General features: G+C 67.7%; 2 protein-coding genes. Both read right to left on the bottom strand.

Features of this window, described 5'->3' with window-relative positions; translation table 11 throughout:
- Positions 1 to 128 precede the first annotated feature (128 nt).
- Positions 129 to 971, bottom strand: coding sequence for a glycoside hydrolase family 19 protein (locus tag DYI24_RS26465; protein WP_349627821.1), 843 nt, complete (start codon positions 969 to 971; stop codon positions 129 to 131).
- A gap of 106 nt (positions 972 to 1,077) precedes the next feature.
- Positions 1,078 to 1,478 (bottom strand): DUF4376 domain-containing protein (locus tag DYI24_RS26460; protein WP_164574426.1); only part of this gene is annotated, 401 nt, incomplete at its 5' end.

Here is a 1,478-nt window from a genome sequence, read left to right as displayed (position 1 = left end):
CCGCCAGCCGCTGCCGTCGGCGAGCGCATAGGCCTTGACGACGCGCATGACGAACCAGATCGCCCACGCGATGAAACCGACCGCCAGCACGATGGTCAGCAGCCAATCCAGCACAGTCCACATCTTGCTCACCCCTGTTTGTGATTGAAGAACTTCAGCGCCCCGACGATCAGCGTGCCGAGCGGCCCGCGCGACGGCGGCGCAGATGGCGCAGTCGTCACCGCCACATCCGCGGTCACCTCCCCTCCCCCCTGCGGGGAAGGGTCGGGGGTGGGGGGCCCCGCGGCCGGCGCCGGCGACGGATCGGCGACCACCGGCGCAGCCGCGCGCGCGAACACCACCGGCTCGGCGCCGAGCGCCGCCTTCCACTGCGCCAGCCAGGCGCGCCGTTCGGCGAGCCCGATCGCGCCGCCGTTGAGCCGCCGCGTTACTCCGACGACATCGTCAGCCTTGGCGAACGGCATGCAGCCGCACGCCACGAAGTCGGCTACCGCGCACAGTAGGAAGTGCTGCGGATCGAGCACCAGATCGGGGTTGTTCACCACGTCCAGGCCGGTGAGCTTCGCAAGCCGCTCGTACCCTTCCCGGCCCGTGGTCTGCGATCCGCCACGGCCTCGGAAATTCCAGCCGTCATCGCTGCCCGGGCGATTGCCCATGCGGCCGTTGTAGACCTTGTTGGCCAGCGCCTGCGGATTGCCTGCGTAGGGCTTGGCGGCCTCCAGCGTCTTGAAGCGCGACGGCCAAATTTGCACCATCCGGCCGGCCGTGTAGTTGAGGTTCTCGACCACGTCGCGGCCGGTACCGCATTCATGGCTGATCTGCGCCATGATATGCGCCACCACCTGCGGCGACGTCGCGTCGAACCGTGCAAAAACCGCACCGGCCGTCGCGATCATGCCGGCGCGCAGCCCCGGAATCTTCTGATCGCCCTTCGGCCACAGCTTGTTCAGCACTCTGCCGAAGTCACTCACGGCATCACCCAGGCGCGCGTCAGCGCGCCCCCGCAAACGAGGTTGGACATGTCAACGCTCCGATGATGAACGGCCGCGCGCGGCGGCCGAGGCTTATTGCCTTCCGCTAGGGCACGGACGCGAAAGCGGCGTCGACCGCCGCAGTGGTCGTTACCGAGCCGCTCGCAATCTGGTCCTTAATGGTGCGCGCGGCGGAGATCAGCGCCTGTTTTCGCGCGGCTTGGGCCTGGCCGAAGGCGATCACCGTCGGTGCGTCCATCTTGACCTTGGAATTATCCAGCGCGATCCACTCGAAATCCGCATCAGGGCGAGCCCAGCGATAGTTGCCGGCCTCCGCGCCGCCCGCGACTGCCATCGACGCCATCAGCGCGGCGCCGATGATGTTCTCCCGATCTGTCGGCCGCGACTGATAGGCGACGCCGCCGAAGCTAAAGCCAGCATCGATCAGCGTGTCGCGCGCCGCCATGGTGTAGGCGATCAGGGCAGCCTTTGGGGTCAATGCCAACC

It is taken from the genome of Rhodopseudomonas sp. BR0C11 (assembly GCF_010820945.1).
GTDB classification, from domain to species: Bacteria; Pseudomonadota; Alphaproteobacteria; order Rhizobiales; family Xanthobacteraceae; genus Rhodopseudomonas; species Rhodopseudomonas palustris_H.
Note: the sequence above shows the minus strand (reverse complement) of the source record. Positions and strands in the feature narration are given on the sequence as shown.